Annotated in this window: 12 protein-coding genes and 1 tRNA gene; 6 read left to right on the top strand and 7 right to left on the bottom strand. The window is 35.0% G+C overall.

Going from position 1 to position 14,244, the window contains the following annotated elements:
• The first annotated feature begins 94 nt into the window (after positions 1 to 94).
• From H8B04_RS08480 to H8B04_RS08465, 4 genes are all read left to right on the top strand, one after another.
• Entirely contained in the window at positions 95 to 2,671 is a 2,577-nt protein-coding gene (locus H8B04_RS08480; protein ID WP_190302074.1) for a phosphoenolpyruvate carboxylase, read from the top strand.
• 72 nt (positions 2,672 to 2,743) lie between these two features.
• Positions 2,744 to 3,325 carry a hypothetical protein gene (locus tag H8B04_RS08475; RefSeq protein ID WP_190302073.1) on the top strand — a complete coding sequence of 194 codons (582 nt, stop codon included), beginning with the start codon at positions 2,744 to 2,746 and terminating at the stop codon, positions 3,323 to 3,325.
• A gap of 240 nt (positions 3,326 to 3,565) precedes the next feature.
• Positions 3,566 to 5,260: an asparagine synthase B gene (asnB, locus tag H8B04_RS08470; RefSeq protein WP_190302072.1), complete on the top strand. Its 1,695-nt coding sequence runs from the start codon at positions 3,566 to 3,568 to the stop codon at positions 5,258 to 5,260.
• A 120-nt stretch (positions 5,261 to 5,380) separates the two neighbouring features.
• Positions 5,381 to 5,454 (top strand) — tRNA-Asn (locus H8B04_RS08465).
• Between the two features lie 49 nt (positions 5,455 to 5,503).
• Here H8B04_RS08465 and H8B04_RS08460 read toward each other — a convergent pair.
• A complete protein-coding gene (locus H8B04_RS08460) occupies positions 5,504 to 6,763 on the bottom strand; it encodes a dicarboxylate/amino acid:cation symporter (protein ID WP_190302071.1) in 1,260 nt (419 codons plus the stop codon).
• Between the two features lie 363 nt (positions 6,764 to 7,126).
• Between H8B04_RS08460 and H8B04_RS08455 the strand changes: the two genes are divergently transcribed.
• Entirely contained in the window at positions 7,127 to 8,041 is a 915-nt protein-coding gene (locus tag H8B04_RS08455) for a PfkB family carbohydrate kinase (protein ID WP_165290846.1), read from the top strand.
• A gap of 33 nt (positions 8,042 to 8,074) precedes the next feature.
• On the opposite strand, the gene H8B04_RS08450 is transcribed toward H8B04_RS08455, so the two are convergent.
• The 3 genes from H8B04_RS08450 to murB all read right to left on the bottom strand — a co-directional run bounded on the left by H8B04_RS08450 (position 8,075) and on the right by murB (position 10,073).
• A complete protein-coding gene (locus H8B04_RS08450; protein WP_190302070.1) occupies positions 8,075 to 8,317 on the bottom strand; it encodes a cytochrome b5 domain-containing protein in 243 nt (80 codons plus the stop codon).
• A gap of 18 nt (positions 8,318 to 8,335) precedes the next feature.
• A complete protein-coding gene (locus tag H8B04_RS08445; protein WP_165290844.1) occupies positions 8,336 to 8,842 on the bottom strand; it encodes an RNA polymerase sigma factor in 507 nt (168 codons plus the stop codon).
• Positions 8,843 to 9,062: 220 nt separating this feature from the next.
• Positions 9,063 to 10,073, bottom strand: coding sequence for a UDP-N-acetylmuramate dehydrogenase (gene murB, locus H8B04_RS08440; protein WP_165290843.1), 1,011 nt, complete (start codon positions 10,071 to 10,073; stop codon positions 9,063 to 9,065).
• Positions 10,074 to 10,188: 115 nt separating this feature from the next.
• Here murB and H8B04_RS08435 point away from each other — a divergent pair, with 115 nt between their 5' ends.
• Positions 10,189 to 10,797, top strand: a complete 609-nt coding sequence (locus H8B04_RS08435; RefSeq protein ID WP_190302069.1) for a TetR/AcrR family transcriptional regulator — start codon at positions 10,189 to 10,191, stop codon at positions 10,795 to 10,797.
• On the opposite strand, the gene H8B04_RS08430 is transcribed toward H8B04_RS08435, so the two are convergent.
• From H8B04_RS08430 to H8B04_RS08420, 3 genes are all read right to left on the bottom strand, one after another.
• On the bottom strand, positions 10,794 to 11,765 hold the full coding sequence (locus tag H8B04_RS08430; protein ID WP_190302068.1) for a YpdA family putative bacillithiol disulfide reductase: 972 nt from the start codon (positions 11,763 to 11,765) through the stop codon (positions 10,794 to 10,796). The two genes, H8B04_RS08435 and H8B04_RS08430, sit on opposite strands and share 4 nt — an antisense overlap.
• A 6-nt stretch (positions 11,766 to 11,771) precedes the next feature.
• On the bottom strand, positions 11,772 to 13,916 hold the full coding sequence (locus tag H8B04_RS08425; protein WP_190302067.1) for an FUSC family protein: 2,145 nt from the start codon (positions 13,914 to 13,916) through the stop codon (positions 11,772 to 11,774).
• Between the two features lie 215 nt (positions 13,917 to 14,131).
• Positions 14,132 to 14,244: transposase (locus H8B04_RS08420; protein ID WP_190302066.1), on the bottom strand; the 113-nt coding region annotated here is incomplete at its 5' end.

The raw sequence follows: 14,244 nt of genomic DNA, 5'->3' as shown, positions 1-14,244 counted from the left end.
TCGCAAAAAAAAGGTTGAAAAAATATAAATTTTATATACATTTGGGCCAGATAATATTTTTTTTACCTACACCAAAATATTAATAACATTCATAATGAAATTAAGTCAAAAGCAAGTTGTATTTGAAAATGAGGTACTGACAAGATTTGACCTGTTTAAAAGCTTGTTTTTAACACTTCCATTTCAACGTGTAAAGCACACAGGTACTTTGTTGCCATTTTTTGCTGCGCATTGTGAAAGAGGTGTTGAACAACATTTAGCGCCAGAGCATATTATTGATAGCTTTTTTGGCCAATACGAGCAATATGTACAAGAAAGCGATCGAGTGGATTTGCTTTTTCGTATCGTGCAATATATTGAAAGACAGGTTGTTTTGTTTGATGCGATTGAAGATTCTTCTTTTCAAGCTTTAGGAAAAACAGATGAAACGGCTGGTTTGGATTCTTTGTTCAAATTAGCGCAGACTGATCCAAAGTTGAAGAGTCGCATCGTAGAGAAATTGAAAGACTTCTCTGTTCGTCTTGTTTTGACAGCACATCCTACGCAGTTTTATCCAGGACCTGTGTTGGGTATTATTAACGATTTAATTGAAGCTATCAAAAATAATGATATTCCAAACATTAATTTGTTGCTTCAGCAGTTAGGTAAAACGCCTTTTATCAAAAAACAAAAGCCTACGCCGGTGGATGAGGCTATAAGTTTAGCTTGGTATTTGGAAAATGTGTTCTACAAAGTTACTTCAAGTATTCATTCAAAAATTGATTCGGAATTAGAATTACCTTCTGATGATGTAAAACAATTGATTGAATTAGGTTTCTGGCCTGGAGGTGACCGTGATGGTAATCCAAATGTGACGGTAGAAAGCACGAAAAAAGTAGCAACAATGTTGCGCACTATACTTTTTAGATGTTATTACCGTGATTTTAGAGTTGTAAAAAGAAGAATTACTTTCCGTGGTGTCGAACAATATCTTGAAAATCTTCAAGAGTTGTTGTACAATAATAGTTTCAACCCAGTAGAGAATCCTGTGGACGAGACATCCAAAATATTAGAGAATTTAAATAATATCAAGGATGTATTGTACAAATACCACAATGGATTATTTGTAAATCTAGTGGAAGATTTAATTCGTAAAGTAAATACTTTCGGATGTTATTTCACGACATTGGATATTCGTCAGGATAGTTCCATACTAAGAAAAACAGTTAGTTATTTAGTTGAAACATTTGATGGCAAAACAGGTTTAAAACAGTCTGATTTAGATCTTGATGAAGAAGCGAAACAAAAAGCTTTTAAATTCAACGAAGAACAACTTGATTTCTCTACAGAAGCTGATGCGTTAGTACAGGATACTTTAGGTGTAATCCGATTGTTAAAAGATATTCAAGCCTCAGGAAGTGAGCGCGCGGCACAGCGTTTTATAATTTCCAATTGCCAACAAGCTTCTGATATTTTGGGATTGATGCAATTGTTCTTGTGGCAAGGATGGAAAAAAGAATCCCTAACAATTGATTTTGTTCCTTTATTCGAGACCGTAGATGACTTGTCTAGAGCGCGTAGTGTAATGCAAGCTTTGTATACCAATAAAGCTTATGCAACGCATTTGAAAAAACGTGGCAATATGCAAACAATTATGCTAGGTTTCTCAGATAGTACCAAAGATGGTGGTTATTTGATGGCGAACTGGTCCATTTATAAAGCAAAAATCGAATTGACAGCATTAGCGCGTGAATACGATGTAGACTTAGTGTTTTTTGACGGTCGTGGTGGACCTCCTGCACGTGGCGGTGGTAAGACTCAGCGATTCTATGCAGCCATGGGTGGCGAAATAGAAAACAAACATATTCAATTGACGATTCAAGGACAGACCATCAGTAGTCAATACGGATCATTGGATACCGCGCAATATAATATTGAGCAATTGTTGCATGCAGGTTTGATTTCCGAGATCAAACAAAATAGCAGTGATACATTGACCGAGAAACAAAAAAGTGTGATAGATGATATGGCTGCGGAAAGCCATCGTAAATTTATGACTTTGCGTAATCATCCTCAATTTTTGAAATATTTAGAAAAATTGAGTCCGTTGAAAGCGTTGTCATCAATCAATATCAGTAGTAGACCTGTAAAACGTAATTCGGATAAAGAATTGAGATTGCAGGATTTGAGAGCGATTTCTTTTGTAACATCTTGGAGTCAATTAAAGCAAAATATTCCAGGTTTCTTTGGGGTAGGTAGTGCTTTACAATGGGCTGAAGAGAATAATTTGTGGTCGTATGTGCGTAATTTGTACCAAACGTCAGGTTTCTTTAATACATTGGTTGATAACTGTATGATGTCGATGACAAAATCTAATTTTGACATTACAGCATACATGAAAGACGATAAGGAATTTGGAGATTTTTGGAAAATGCTGCATGATGAATATGAAAAAACAAAAGCATATTTATTAAAATTGAGCAATGCGAATGTGTTAATGGAAAATTATCCCGTAGAGCGTGCTTCTATTCTCGAGAGAGAGAAAATTGTATTGCCGCTTTTGATTATTCAACACTATGCAATACGCGCAATTGACAATAATCGATTAAGTGAAGAGCAACAAGAAATTTATAGAAAAATCATCGGACGAACAATATATGGAGTCGTGAATGCAGGTAGAAACCTAGCATAAGACTTATTCTGAAAGTTTTAAGAATCTTTATCAGATATTTTATATTTTTGTGTTCGGAAAAATTGAATAAACATGAAATTTAATACATTATTTGTTGCGGCAATCTGTGCAAGTTCATTGATGACTTCATGCGTACATGATACTGCTAAGGAAAATCAATTGAAATACACGCATACATCTTTAGTAGATGGAGATGCTTACGCGTTTTTTCAAGTTGTAGGTGAAACAGCATTAGATGGCGTTAAATACGCAGAATATGCTGAAAAATCTGGCGATGCAAAATCTACAGAAATTGCGACTAAAGTAAAGGCTTTCTATACACAATTGTTGCCTACTTTAGATTCTTTAGCTACAGCGAATCAAGTTGATTTCCCAATCAAAGGTATTCCTCAAGGTCATGGCGAAGAAGAAGCTAATACTGCATCGGTAGCTGATTCTACAGCACATACAGCTACAGTAGCACATGAGGCGCACGATCATTTTGATTATGCGCACCATGCACAGCATGAGTTAGCAACAGTGAAAGATCATTTAACTCGTTTAACTCACAATACTAATGCTGCTTTGCGTTCATTCGCAAAAGAGCAATTAGAAATTGTCTCTGAGTTGTACGTTCAAATTGGTGGTAAAGAAGAAGCTCACGGGCATCACTAAGCCAATAGAACTTTAGATATTGAAAGGCGTCAAATTTTTGACGCCTTTTTTGTTTAATGAAATTTTCAAAATTTCATATTTGATATGCTAATAACACTTGTTTTATTTTATTTTTATAAAAAACATGTATAAAATGTTAAAATTTCAATAAAAATCAATAAATGTTATGATTTTTGTTTTTAAAGCTGTTATTTTGTGTTATTAAATAATTTAGAAATAACTCAAAGAAAAATATAAATTATGTGTGGTATTATTGGAGCATTTGAATTAGTGCAAGAGGAGTCGCAGATTAGACCCCAAGTATTAGAAATGTCAAAACGTATTCGTCACCGCGGACCAGATTGGTCAGGTATCTTCAGCTCATCTAAAGCTATCTTGGCGCACGAGCGTTTAGCTATTGTAGATCCTAAATCAGGAAGTCAACCGTTGTACAGTCCTGACGGGAAAGTTGTATTAGCAGTTAATGGTGAAATCTACAATCATCAAGAACTACGTAATTCCTTACCACATTATAATTTTGCTACTAATTCAGATTCTGAAGTAGTATTAGCTTTGTACTTAGAAAAAGGCCCTAGTTTCGTCGAAGATCTAAGCGGAATTTTTGGCTTTGCATTATATGATTCAAGAGAAGATTCATTTTTCGTAGCACGTGATCATATGGGGATTATTCCTTTGTACTATGGTCGTGATGATGAAGGTCAATTTTTTGTTGCTTCGGAATTGAAATCATTAGAAGGTTTCTGTACTACAGTCGAACAATTTCCTCCAGGACATTATATTTACAGCAAAGAAGGTTTAGAACCTCAGAAATGGTATAAGCGTGATTGGGAATCTTATGAAACGGTAAAGGATAATGTGACGAGCATTGATGATTTACGCGATGCATTAGAAGCTGCTGTGCACCGTCAATTGATGTCCGATGTGCCTTATGGTGTATTATTATCGGGAGGTTTGGATTCATCAGTAATTGCTGCTGTTACGAAAAAGTTCGCTTCAAAACGTATTGAATCAGGTGATCAGGAAGAAGCTTGGTATCCACAATTGCATTCATTCGCAGTAGGATTGAAAGGTGCTCCTGATTTAGTAGCAGCTCAAAAAGCTGCTGATCATATTGGTACTATTCACCACGAAGTCAACTTTACTATTCAAGAAGGTTTGGACGCTATCCGCGATGTAATCTATCACTTGGAAACCTACGACGTTACTACAGTTCGTGCTTCTACACCAATGTATTTATTGGCTCGTGTTATCAAATCAATGGGGATAAAGATGGTGTTGTCAGGTGAAGGTTCGGATGAGCTGTTCGGTGGTTATTTGTATTTCCACAAAGCACCAAATCCTCAGGAGTTCCACGAAGAAACAGTTCGTAAACTGAAAAAATTATATTTATACGATTGTTTGAGAGCAAACAAATCTTTGGCAGCATGGGGTGTAGAAGGACGTGTTCCTTTCTTGGATAAAGAATTCATGGATGTAGCGATGCGGTTGAATCCAGCAGACAAAATGATTAAGGATGGTCGTATGGAAAAATGGGTAGTTCGTAAGGCTTTCGAAGACTACTTGCCAGAAAGTATTGCATGGCGTCAAAAGGAACAATTCTCTGATGGAGTAGGGTACAGCTGGATCGATACATTGAAAGCACAGGCTGAATCTAAAGTTACAGATGAGGAGTTTGCAGCGGCTGCTACACGTTTCCCTGTGAATACACCTAAAAACAAAGAGGAATATTACTACAGATCGATTTTCGAATCGCATTTCCCTTCTGAAGCTGCAGCGAAAACTGTTCCTTCAGTGAAATCAGTAGCTTGTAGTACACCGGAAGCTTTACTGTGGGATGCTTCATTCCAAAACTTGAATGATCCATCTGGTAGAGCGGTAGCAAGTGTACACAATGAGAGCTACGAAAAAGCTAAAACAGAAGTAGAAGTTAATTAATAGATTTTTTGTAGGTTTTTTCCGCTTTAAAAAGGAACAAAGAAATTTTAAAATTCATTTTGAATCTATAAAGACAAGTGTTATCTTTGTGCCGTTGGCAGGGAAAACCTACTAATATGATCCTGAATAGCTCAGCAGGTTAGAGCATCTGACTGTTAATCAGAGGGTCGCTGGTTCGAGCCCAGCTTCAGGAGCTAAAAAGCCGAATCTCATTAAGAGATTCGGCTTTTTCATTTTAGTATGCTATAGCTTTGTTTTATTCATTAAGGTAGCTACCATTAAGTCACCGGTCACGTTTGTGGCAGTTCGTAGCATATCAAGTGGTCTATCAACTGCAAAAATTAAAGCTATACCCGCAGGATTTACACCTATTGATTCGAGGACTATAACCAACATCAAAATTCCTGTGCCCGGAACTGCAGCTGCACCAATAGAAGCTAAAGTGGCTGTGGCTACAATACTTAATTGTTGCGAGAAATTAAGATCATATCCCATTACCTGCGCTATAAATACCGCTGCAACGCCTTGATAAAGACAAGTCCCATCCATATTGATTGTAGCACCTATAGGCAGGACAAAACTCAATACATCCTTTCGTATCTTCAGATTCTCTTCTGCACATTCCATTGTCACGGGTAGGGTGGCTGCACTTGAACTTGTCGATATACCCAGAAGCTGTGCTGGTAGTATTGCTTTAAAATATTCTAACGGATTTTTTTTGCCAAATAGATATATAAATGATCCATAAATTAAATAAACCATGATTAAAAGGCCAAGGATAACAGTGACGGCATATATGCTTAAGGCTTTAAACATATCCGTAGAGGGAGCTTCGGCAATTAGTGTCACGATAAGAGCAAATACGCCGTATGGAGCAAATAGCATAATTATATCCACTATTTTCAATACGACATCGTTGGCTGCGTCAAGTACTTTTTTCAATGGTTCTATTTGAGTTAATGGAAGCATAATCATAGCAATACCAACTAATAGACTGAAAAAAATCACTTGGAGCATATTGCTATTAGAGGATGTTGCTGCAAATATATTTTCTGGAACAATGTCTACCAAAACTTGTAGCGGGCCTCTTCGTTCGTTTATTTTGTTGACTTCATCCACCTTCTGATTGATTTCACCTCCAAAAGACTGTAACATCTCTTGTCTTGTGTTGTCTGTAATGAAAGATCCAGGTTGGATTAGATTTACTAAAAGTAATCCGATACATACGGCAATTATGGTGGTGCTGATATATAATCCGAAAGTCTTTAGCCCCAAGCTTGACAATTGTGTAATATCTTTTAGATCTGAAATACCTTTTATCAGCGATACAATAATAAGAGGGATTGCAATCAGTTTTAATAGATTTATGAATATAGTACCGAATGGTTTTATCCAGTCTAAAACAAATTCTTTGCCTTCATTAAATTGTATCGATAATACGCCAAAGAATATTCCTAGTAAAATTCCAATTAATATTTGCCAATGTAGTGCTAGTTTTCTCATAAATTTTTGTTTATATGATGGGCATATGCGTTTATAACTTAAATATCTCTTAGTAGAGGGATTGGACCTGAAGCCCATATTGAAACAACAAGATAAAGTTATTGTTCTTTAATAACAAAGAAATCAGAAGAAACTTAAATAATGCTCGAAAGCGTTTACTTATTTGCATTGACTCAAATACTTTATATCTTGGGTAATACATATTAAATGATTAATTTTGCACCTTGATTTATAAAATCCTAGTAGTTATCTACTATAGCTCAAGTGAGCAGCTGTGAGGATGACGGGGGACGATTCCAAAGATTGGAGCAGTTATTTTCGGTTATTGCCGATATGGTATTACACTATTCATAAAAAAATAAAATGAGTTTAGTTATTGTGGGGACAGTTGCCTTTGATGCGATAGAGACACCTTTTGGTAGAACTGATAAAATAGTTGGAGGTGCTGCTACTTTCGCTGGCTTATCGGCTTCTAATCTTTATGATGATGTGAAATTGGTGAGTGTAGTGGGAGAGGATTTTGGGAATAATATGGATATTATTCAATCCAAAGGAATCGATATCGAGGGAATAGAGGTGGTAAAAGGGGGTAAATCCTTCTTTTGGTCAGGAAAATACCACAATGATATGAACTCACGTGATACTTTAATCACGGAATTAAATGTTCTAGAAGATTTTGATCCTAAAATCCCTAGTTCCTATCAAGATTGCGAATATTTATTGTTAGGTAATCTGACTCCTCAAGTGCAATTAATTACTTTAGAACGTTTGGAAAAGAAACCAAAATTAGTGGTTTTGGATACGATGAACTTTTGGATGGATGTAGCTTTGGAAGATTTGAAAAAAGTCTTGCAACGAGTGGATGTTTTGACTATTAATGATGCGGAAGCACGTCAGCTTTCTGGTGAATATTCTTTAGTAAAAGCTTCTGAAAAGATTTTGAACATGGGGCCCAAATACTTGATCATCAAGAAAGGTGAACATGGTGCATTGCTTTTCGGTGAAGGTCAGATTTTTTCTGCACCTGCATTGCCTTTAGCAGATGTATTTGATCCTACAGGTGCCGGTGATACTTTTGCGGGTGGTTTTATAGGTTATATGGCAAAAGTGAAATCGATTAATTTTAATAACATGAAAAATGCTATTATCTATGGATCAGCTATGGCGTCTTTCTGCGTAGAAAAATTCGGTACGGAGCGCTTACAAAATCTTACACAAGAAGAGATTGCTGCTCGTTTACAACAGTTTGTTGCTTTATCAAAGTTTGAAATTGCGTAATTGTATTTATATAAAAAAAAATAGGCAGATTGGTTATCCAATTCTCCCTATTTTTTTGAATCTTTCGAAGACAGATTCTGAATGTGGCGCATCTGCTAACTCTTCTGTCAGATCTTGTCCTGCCCAATGCTCATAATGCATGCCTTTTTTCCATAATCTGCTTTCGGAGACATCATAAATATATCCTTTAAACCCAACCCATATTTCGGGTTTATCCTGTCCATTTCGTAAAGCTAATTGTGATTTCGTGTATACGGTTAAGTTATCATCGCTCATCTTACAAATGTACAAATATTAGTACTTGTAAGTAGATAATGTCTTTTTCATTACTTTACGTGCAACATGAATTCTGGTTTTTACTGTTCCTATAGGAATGTTCAAATGTTCGGATATTTCATGATATTTATATCCTTCAAAATACATCGTAAAGGGTGTATAGTAATCTTCTGCTAATGATGAAAGTGCGCAGTTAATGTCTTCTAATACGAACTTGTTTTCTCCTTGATTTTTAGTAGCAGAATGGACAAGATTTACTGGAGAAATTTCTTCTTCTTTCGTAATAAAGCTATTTGACTTCGTAATACGACGGTAGTTGTTTATAAAGGTGTTTTTCATAATGGTATATAACCAACCTTTAAGATTCGTTCCATCCCTGAAGTTTTTGAAATAAGTGACAGCCTTTAGCAGCGTGTCTTGGACTAGGTCATTTGCATCATCACTATCTTTCGTAAAATTTCTTGCATACGATCTTAATGAATCTGAATGTTCTATCACCAAAGTGTTAAATTCTGTTCTGTTCATAGCCTTGAGGTTTGTAATTAAAAAAAGTAGCCTTCAGATTTATAAAAAGAATACTACGGTTAATAAAAACCTTACAAACACTGTGCTAGAATTTTATCGCTTTTTATTAAATTTTTGTTAATAATAAATAAAAAATATTAAAAAACGTATTTTTGCTACTGAGAATAGCATTTTTTAAATTTTAATTAAAAAAAGTTTTTAAGAATTGTGGAAAACTTTTTTATAAAATATTTACTTCTCTTTCCAATTCTATACCGAAAATATCAAAAACCGAATCAATTATTTCTTGTGACACTTGAAAAATTTCTTTACCTGTAGCGTTTCCTTTATTTGTTATTACTAACGCTTGATTTTTCCAAATTGCAACATTGCCTATTTCTTTTCCTTTCCATCCCGCTTGTTCAATTAGCCAACCAGCAGCCACTTTGCTGTGTTGCTCATCTATAGAATATTTAACAATATTTGGAAATGATTGTTTTAACTCATTTAATTGGGAATTAGAAATAATTGGATTTTTGAAAAAACTACCTGCATTCCCAATAGTACTTGGATCTGGAAGTTTTTCTACACGAATAAAAGATACAACCTCTGCTACATCCTTCATCGTAGGATTATTGATACCTCGTTTTGCTAATTCAGATTCAATAGCGCCGTAAGAAGTATTTCTTACAGAATGAAGGTTTAATTTGTAGGTTACAGATACAATGATATATCGACCCTTGTATTTACTTTTGAATATGCTATCACGATAGGAGAAGCCGCATTCTTTGTTTGTGAATGTTTTGAATTCTCCTGTCAAAGTATCAAAAGCTCTACAAGTATACATGACATCCATCAGTTCAGTTCCATAAGCACCGATATTTTGGATTGGTGATGCACCTACTGTACCAGGGATCAACGCCATGTTTTCTAAACCAGGGAAACCATGATCGACACAATACCATACTAGATCATTCCATATTTCACCACCTGCTGCAGTAATATATATATTATTCCCCTCAATAAAATGTTGAATTCCTTTATTTGAAATTTTAATTATTGTACCTTCGAAATCGGTTGTAAACAACACGTTACTTCCTCCTCCAAGGACAAAAAATCTATTTTGGAAAATACCAGAATTATATAATTCTATAAGCTGTCTTTCGTCTTGTATTTCAACAAATTGATTCGCTATTGCTTGTACACCGAAAGTATTGTACTCTTTTAAAAAAATATTTTTCTGTAGTTCCACGTTATTGAATTTGATCTTTTGCTGAATATTAATGAATTTATGTAGTATATTTAAATTCTTTAGTTCGCTGTAAAGATAGTATAAGCGGATGAATACCTAAAAATTTTATTTGAATATGGCTAATAATGCAGATGAAAAGAGAGTAAGAATTTTAGAAACCGCTAAAAGACGTTTTGCTCATTATGGTATGGCAAAGACAACTATGGCGGAGATTGCGAAGGACTTATCTTTTTCTAAAGCATTATTGTATTATTATTTTCCAGATAAAAATAGTCTTTATGCTGCTGTTCTTGAACATGTGATCGAAGAGTGTCAAGGGTTGATAGAAAACTCTATTTCGAACATGATAAATGTATTGGATGGAGTCAATTCTGTATTGGACATTAGCATGAATTTCAAAAAGAAATATTTCTATTTGTTGGAATATACCATCATTATGCGCAAAGAACTTCCTACAGAATTGGATAAATTAATAATTGATTCGTTCGAAAGTCAGCGTAAAACTGTAGAACAAGTTTTCCAAAAAGGCGTGGATTCTGGAGAATTGAAACCGATAGATGTGGAAGATACGGCACGCATTTTTGTCTTTGGTACTTTAGGTATGCGTATGTCTGTATTGAAAGACTTCAAAAATGATTTTATTCCAGACAAATGTGAATTTGATGAAATTCTGGCTATGCAGAAAAAGTTGGCTGAAATTTTTGTCGCTGGACTTAGAGCTTAATTCTTCGAAAGAATGGAATCCATAATCATTTTTGCGTGAATACGTGAATTTTCGATGAACCATAGGTGTGTATTTAATCCACCACAAACTACCCCCGCTAGATATAGTCCTCCAATATTTGTTTCCATTGTCTCAGGATTGTGTTCGGGAATCATACATTCTTCATCGGGAACATTAATGCTGAATTTTCTCAATAATTCGAAATTAGGTCTATAACCTGTTAATGCAAGCACGAAATCATTGGGAATAGTCACATCACCTTTTGGGGTACTGATTACCACTTCATTTTGTCGGATTGCTGACAAATTACTTTCAAAATACACATCAATAGAGCCTTCGGAGATTCTATTTAAAATATCTGGCCTTACCCAATATTTGACACGGTGACTGATATCAGTTGCACGAACAACTAATGTAACTTTTGCACCTTTACGATATGTTTCAAGAGCCGCATCTATGGAAGAATTGCTCGCTCCAACCACTACTACATTCATTCCTGCATAGTAGTGCGGATCCTTATAATAATGACTTACCTTTGGTAGATTTTCGCCAGGTATATTTAAGTACATAGGGATATCATAAAAACCTGTTGCAACAATTACATGCTTAGCAATGTACTGTGCTTTTGAAGTTTTAATTTCAAAAACGCCCTCGTTTTTATTACAAGCTAATACTTCTTCGAAAAGGCAAGTATTCAATTTATATTTATCATGTACGCGACGGTAATATTCTAAAGCTTCAGCTCTTTTGGGTTTGGGATTTGTTGTCACAAAAGGGATTTCTTCTATTTCAAGGCGTTCCGAGGAAGAAAAGAAAGTCATATTGATTGGATAATTGTACAAAGAATTAACGAGACACCCCTTTTCAATAATTAAATGCGATAGATTATTATTTTTCGCAGCAATACCACAAGCAATTCCAATTGGTCCAGCACCTATAATTATTACGTCGTAAATACTATTATCCATTTTATGTTAAATTTCTTTAGAAGCTAATGTAGCTACATTCTTTTGCAAATCTCCAGAAATTTTGGTCAAAAATTGTAATTGTTCGGTAATTAATAAGGTATCATCATTTGATAATTCTGAAAAATTTTTGTCCAATGATTTGATAAAATCTACAGGAGAAGAATCAGCGGTAGAAATCTCTTCTATTGCCATTTGAAGATAGGTCAGGGATTTCAGCAATAATTTGATATGTTCTTTGGTGTAATACTTGTTTTCTGTATTATAAATTTGTGTCAAAAGGGTAGCTGTATAAGACGAAAAAATGTGGTTTAGAATCACAAAGCGGTTAACTTCTTTGGTGTGTTTTTGGCGCCATTTAGGTTCTGTCAACAAGCGCTGGAAAGTAGAACCCATATTGGCAGATGCAATGTATACTTCTTTACGTGCCAATTTGTAATCAATGATAGAAACTTTCTTGTCCGCTAATATCAATACAGCTTGCGCTAGGTATTTATAATTTGCAACAAGTAAGTGGCGCATATTGCTTTTAATCTGGAAACTTTCCCAATTCGGAAATATTACATAACTCGATAAAAAGGCAATAGAACCGCCAATAAATGTGTCTAACACTCTTTCTTTTGCCATCTCTAAAGTGTTTACGCCCGAAAAGCTCAGCATGATCAGCACATAAGGTGTCATAAAAATGACCGCCATGATGTAATTGACACGGAAAAGGCTATACGCAATCAAAAAGAAAAAGATGAGTATAGCAAAGCGTATAGTCACATCCGGAACGGTTATTAAGATAATACCCCCGATAATACCTCCAATAATAGTTCCAATAAGGCGTTGCAAATTCCTTTCTTTAGTCAATCCAAAACCAGGTTTTAAAATCACTAAAATTGTCAATAGAATCCAATACGTCGTAAAGCTGGAATAATTGAAAATATTAAATAGGAAATAGGTGCCAGATAATACAATAGCCATTCGTAGGGCATGCCTAAAGACACTGGATTGCAGACTTAAATTGTCTTTAAAATTCTGCCAATTCAGAATATCTCTATTGATAAACTTGTTTGACTGTTGGATTTCTTCTTTCGTAATATCGTCAGCTTTGAAAGCTACATATTTATAAATATTTTGAATGTGCTTGGTAATCGTGCGAATATTGATTACAATTTTTTTTAGTGGAATGGAATTAACATTTTGCTGTGCATCATATTCCTCGATAAGGATTCTTAATTTATCAATCTCTTTTTCGAAATCATATAACGGTATAGGACGCTTGTTCGCATGCATCTTATAGGCAAAATTGTCCAATTCATGCGCCATTTTATCAATGATAATTTTAATTTCTTCCAAAATGCCTGACATCGCATATTTAGTTCGAATCTCGGTATAATCATAATGCGTGGTCATACTTTGCTCAAACAAATCGACCATTTCATTAAAGATTAAGGTCAGATAACGACCTTCTTTTGTCGTGTCTTTGATGGATCTTTTACTTTGAAATAATATATCACGTACATTTTCTTGGTGCTCGTTGACACTTATTTGCTTTTCAATGAGTTTGAGGTAATTTTCCTCTGCATCTTTATTTAGGTCGTAAAAATTAGCTTTTAATCGTAAATAATCTCCTACATGCACAATAGTCTCGGAAAGTTCTTGCTGAGCTAATCGATAGGGGCGAACTTGCATTAATGAAAAGCTGATTAGCATATACCATACCGCACCAATGATGAATAGTCCCAAATAATTCATCTCTTCTTGAAAGGTGAATTTTGCATCGATGTTAATCAGCATTATTAGAATTCCCATCATTCCCACAGTAGCTGCTCGTGCATTGAATACAGAAAGCATAGAACAGAGGAAAGAAAATCCTGCAATCACTAAGGTCATGATGAAAATATAATCATTAGCCAATGCGGTAACAACTATCGCAAAGATGGAAACGAGGGTACAATAAAACATTCCCCACTTGCGGTGTCTAGGTGCTCCAGGCGTATCGGATAATCCTACTATCAATGCTCCTAAGGAAATAAAAGTTCCCATTAAAAATTCACCTAAGAAAGCACACACTATCACTGGAATAATAGTTCCTAGCGTAATGCGAAGACCTTCAGCGAAGTATTGACTATAAAAAAAACTGCTTAATTCTTGTGTTTTTTTCATGAGGAATCAGATGGAATTTCAATTGTTTTATTTCTCGCACAATTTACCGTTTTCTTTTTGCAGCAAGAAATAATATTAAAGCAAAAAGGGGCCGTCTCAAAATAATTGAGGCGGCTTTTTTAGTTTTAAATGAATCCGTCATGGTTTGACTACCTTGTGAGCAAAGAGTTCATAATATTTCAATATTTAGTTCAAAATATCAAAAAGCGGTCTTTTTAGGCCGCTTTCTTTCTTAAATTTTGTGCAATTGCCAATAATCCCCATTCTATTGACACAAGATCTTTACCGCGGAGCATAAAGCGGCGGAAATTATGATTTTGTTTTATGT

Source organism: Sphingobacterium litopenaei, from assembly GCF_014692495.1.
In the GTDB taxonomy this organism is placed as follows: Bacteria; Bacteroidota; Bacteroidia; order Sphingobacteriales; family Sphingobacteriaceae; genus Sphingobacterium; species Sphingobacterium litopenaei.
The sequence above is the reverse complement of the archived record's forward strand: the minus strand, read 5'-3'. Positions and strand labels throughout refer to the sequence as shown.